Origin of the sequence: Micrococcus sp. HSID17227, from assembly GCF_003989405.1 — a bacterium.
GTDB lineage: Bacteria > Actinomycetota > Actinomycetes > Actinomycetales > Micrococcaceae > Micrococcus > Micrococcus luteus.
Genome location: NZ_RBLN01000199.1, coordinates 1 through 4,258, shown reverse-complemented (window position 1 = coordinate 4,258; position 4,258 = coordinate 1). Strand labels below are relative to the sequence as shown.

The following is a 4,258-nucleotide window of genomic DNA, read 5'->3' as shown; positions in this document are numbered from 1 at the left end:
GCCGAGTCCGTGACGACGGCCGTGCGGTCCCGGCGGGGCGGGCGCAGCCCGTAGCGTGCCCGCCCGGCCAGCTGGGAGCGGCGGGAGCGCAGGCGGACGAGCGCGTCGTCGCGCCACTGCTCGATGCTCGCCACGGCCTGCCTCCTCTCCCCCGGCTCGGTCGGGGCCGGTCTCACGCGGTCAGCGGATCACCAGGTTCACGAGCTTGGGCTCCCGCACGATCACCTTGACGATCTCGGCGTCCCCGATGAAGTTCCGCACCTTCTGCGACGCGCGGGCGCGCGCCTCGAGGTCCTCGGCGGTGATGTCCGCGGGCACCTCGAGGGTGTCGCGGACCTTGCCCTTGACCTGGACGACGGCCGTGACGGTGTCCTCGACCAGCAGCGCCTCGTCCACCGCGGGCCAGCCGGCGCGGACCACGGAGGGCTCGTGGCCGAGCAGCACCCACATGTCCTCGGCCGTGTACGGCGCCACGAGGGAGAGCAGCACGGCCACGGCCTCGGCGGCCTCGCGGACGGCTGGGTCGGCCGCGCCGGCACCCGCGTCGATCTCCTTGCGGGCCGCGTTGACCAGCTCCATCGTCTTGGCGACGACCACGTTGAACTTGCCGTCGTCCAGCAGCTGCTGGGCCTCGTGCACGGTCCGGTGGGTCACCCGGCGCAGGGCCACGGCCCCGTCCGCCGGGTCCGTGCCGGCCGGGGTGCCCGTCGCGCGGACGTCGCGGGCCAGGCGCCACGCGCGGGCCAGGAACTTGCCGGCGGCCCCCGGGGCGACGTCGGCCCAGTCCACGTCGTCCTCGGGCGGCGAGGCGAACACCATGGTCAGGCGCACGGCGTCGACGCCGAACTGGTCCAGCTGGTCGCCCAGGTCCACGCCGTTGCCCAGCGACTTGGACATGGCCTTGCCGTCGTTGAGCACCTGGCCCTGGTTGAGCAGGGCGCGGAACGGCTCGGTGAAGGGCACCAGGCCGAGGTCGTGCAGGGCCTTGGTGAAGAAGCGGGCGTACAGCAGGTGCAGGATCGCGTGCTCCACGCCGCCCACGTACTGGTCCACGGGCAGCCAGCGGCGCAGGGCCTCGGGGTCGAAGACGCGGGCGTCGTCGTTCGGGGACGCGTAGCGGAGCATGTACCAGGACGAGTCCACGAACGTGTCCATGGTGTCGGTGTCCCGTCGCGCGGGGCCGCCGCACTGCGGGCAGTCCACCTCGACCCACGACGTCGCCGCGGCCAGGGGCGACTGGCCCTTGGGGGCGAGCTGCTCGCCCTTGAGGTCGGTCGGCAGGGTGACCGGCAGCTGGTCCTCCGGCACGAGCACCTCGCCGCAGTCCGGGCAGTGGACCACGGGGATCGGGGTGCCCCAGAAGCGCTGACGGGAGAGCAGCCAGTCGCGCAGCCGGTACGTGGTGGTGCCCCGGCCGGTGCCGCGCTCCTGCACGATCTCGATGGCCCGCGCGATGGCCGCGGTCTTGTCCAGGCCGTCGAGCTCCCCGGAGTTCACCAGGATGCCCTCGCCGGTCGTCGCGACGCCGGAGACGGCCGGGTCCTCCTCGCCGGTGTCCAGCACGGCGCGCACGGGCAGCCCCATGGCGCGGGCGAAGTCGAGGTCGCGCTGGTCGTGGGCCGGCACGGCCATGATGGCGCCCGTGCCGTAGTCGGCCAGCACGTAGTCCGAGGCCCAGATCGGCAGGCGCTCACCGGTCAGCGGGTTCACGGCGTGGCGGCCCAGGAACACGCCGCTCTTCGGGCGGTCCGTGGCCTGGCGGTCGATGTCCGAGACCTTCTTCAGGTCCTCCCGGTACGCCTCGAGTTCGGCCCGCACGTCGTCGCCGGCGAGCTCGGCGGCCAGCGGCGCGTCGGCGGCGACCACCATGAAGGTCGCGCCGTGCAGCGTGTCCGGCCGGGTGGTGAAGACCGTGACGACGGGGCCGTCCTCGACCTGGAAGTCGACGTGGGCGCCCTCGGAGCGGCCGATCCAGTTGCGCTGCATGGCGAGCACGCGCTCGGGCCAGTGGCCGGTGAGCTGGTCCATGTCGTCCAGCAGCGCGTCCGCGTACTCGGTGATGCGGAAGTACCACTGGTTCAGGGTCCGCTTGGTGACCTCGGTTCCGCAGCGCTCGCAGCGGCCGTCCACGACCTGCTCGTTGGCGAGCACCGTCTGGTCCTGGGGGCACCAGTTGACCGGGGAGTCCTTCCGGTACGCCAGGCCCTTGCGGTACAGCTGCTGGAACAGCCACTGGGTCCACCGGTAGTACTCGGGGTCCGAGGTGTGCAGCTCACGGGACCAGTCCACGGCGATGCCGTACCGCTGGAAGGAGCGCTTCTGCGTCTCGATGTTCGCGTAGGTCCACTCGGCCGGGTGGGCGTCGCGCTTGATGGCGGCGTTCTCGGCCGGCAGGCCGAAGGAGTCCCAGCCGATGGGGTGCAGCACGTCGAAGCCGCGCTGCATCCAGTGGCGCGCGACGACGTCGCCCATCGCGAACGCCTCGGCGTGCCCCATGTGCAGGTCGCCCGACGGGTACGGGAACATGTCGACCACGGTGCGGGTCTCGGAGCCGTCCTCGCGCGGGGCGAACGTCCCGGCCTGCTCCCAGTACCCGGCCCAGCGGGCCTCCACGTCACGGAACGAGTACTCCGCGTCGGCGGGGATGCTGGGGGTGGCCGGCACGGCGCTGTCGGGGGTCTGGCTCACGGCGGTTCGAGTCCTCACGCAGTCGGGATGGGGCGCCGGCCCTCGGGCGGCGCGGACGGGGCCGGCGGCACGGCCGGCCACCCCATCCTACGGCGACGGCGCCCCGGCCCGGCCGCAGGGCCGCTCCGAGACGCCGTGCCCGGCCGGGCACGCGGTTTCAGGCGGAGTGGCTGCCGCCTGCCGGACGCTCGGGCCCGGCGTCGGGACCGGGGCGCGCCCCTCCGGAGGTGAGCGCGTCGTCCTCCTCGAGCACCTGGGCGACCTCGTCCTCGAGGGCCTCCGTCACCGCGTCCGGGGCCGCCACGGAGTCCCCGACCGCCTCCTGCAGCTGCACTGCGTGCTGGGCCGTGAAGGTCTTCTCCGGATGCTCACGCAGGCGGAGCAGCGCGAGCAGGCGCAGACGCAGCCCCGACTCGGCGGAGATCTGCCGGCGGTGGGTGAGCCACCAGACGAGGAGCACGAGCGCGAGCACGATCCCCAGGTGGCCCAGCGCCGGGTAGACGACGTTCATCAGGTCGCCGAAGCCGACGAAGCTCACCGCGAAGGCCAGCAGCGTGACGCCGGCGAACACGGGCCGGTAGCGGCCCGGGCGGTCGGCCGTGAGGCGGCGTCCCAGCGCGTAGAACATGCCGATCGCGGTGTTGAAGATCATCAGGTAGATCACCACGACCATCGCCCAGCCCAGCCAGGGCGCGATCGAGGCGAACAGCCGCAGCATGGGGACGTCGGCGCGGCCGATCTCGGCGTAGCCGAGGTAGAGCAGCGTGGAGGCCATCAGGAGCAGGGCGGTGTACATCAGGCCACCGGTGAGGCCGCCGAGGAACGCCTCCCGGGGGTGGGTGATGGACCCGCCGATCACGAGGCACATGGACACGGCCATCACGACGACGAGGCCGAAGTAGTTGACCGAGGACAGCCACCACGGGTCCACCGGCGTGGTGGCCTGGACGGCGAGGGACTCGTGGGCGGTGAAGCCGCCGTCGCGGGTGACCAGGACGTGGACGAACCCGGCCACGACCGCGACGACCACCAGGGGCGTGATCAGGGAGATGATCGCGGAGACCTTCTCCACGTCCAGCATGCCCGTCACGAGCACGAGCAGGGTCATCAGGGTGGAGCCCGCCCACGTCGGCCAGCCGAACTGCTGGGCGAGCGTCGAGCCCGCCCCGGCGAGCATGACGACGCCGATCGCGAAGAGCGTCACCGTCACCACGACGTCCAGGATCCGGGCCATCACGGGGTGCGAGACGCTGCGGAAGACGACCTTGTGGTCGGCCGCGAGGAACACGCTGCCCAGCTGGAGGATGACGGCGCCGCCGGCGGTGACGAGCAGGCCGGCCAGTCCCGCGCCCACGACGCCGATCCAGCCGAAGCCCACGAAGTACTGGATGACTTCGGCGCCGGTGGCGAAGCCGGCGCCGACGAGCAGGCCGACGAAGGCGAGGGTGGACAGGTCGCACGCGGGCAGGCAGCCGGCCACGGTGCCGGGCGTGCCGGTGGCCGAGGCGCGGTCCCAGCCGGTCCAGGTGCCGGCGAGGGCCTCGACGTCCGCGTCGGAGAGGTGGTTGAC

General features: G+C 72.9%; 2 protein-coding genes and 1 pseudogene. All 3 read right to left on the bottom strand.

Annotation, left to right across the window (positions count from 1 at the left end; translation table 11 throughout):
• Positions 1-180: 180 nt before the first annotated feature.
• Positions 181-2,688 (bottom strand): leucine--tRNA ligase, encoded by a 2,508-nt coding sequence (leuS, locus tag D8M29_RS09315; protein ID WP_036336586.1) that lies wholly within the window; start codon positions 2,686-2,688, stop codon positions 181-183.
• A 157-nt stretch (positions 2,689-2,845) separates the two neighbouring features.
• Complete coding sequence (locus D8M29_RS09310; RefSeq protein ID WP_370450161.1) at positions 2,846-4,156, bottom strand: hypothetical protein; 1,311 nt, start codon at positions 4,154-4,156, stop codon at positions 2,846-2,848.
• Positions 4,133-4,258, bottom strand: a pseudogene (locus D8M29_RS14220) (imidazolonepropionase); the annotation flags it as partial. The pseudogene D8M29_RS14220 and the gene D8M29_RS09310, both read right to left, overlap by 24 nt.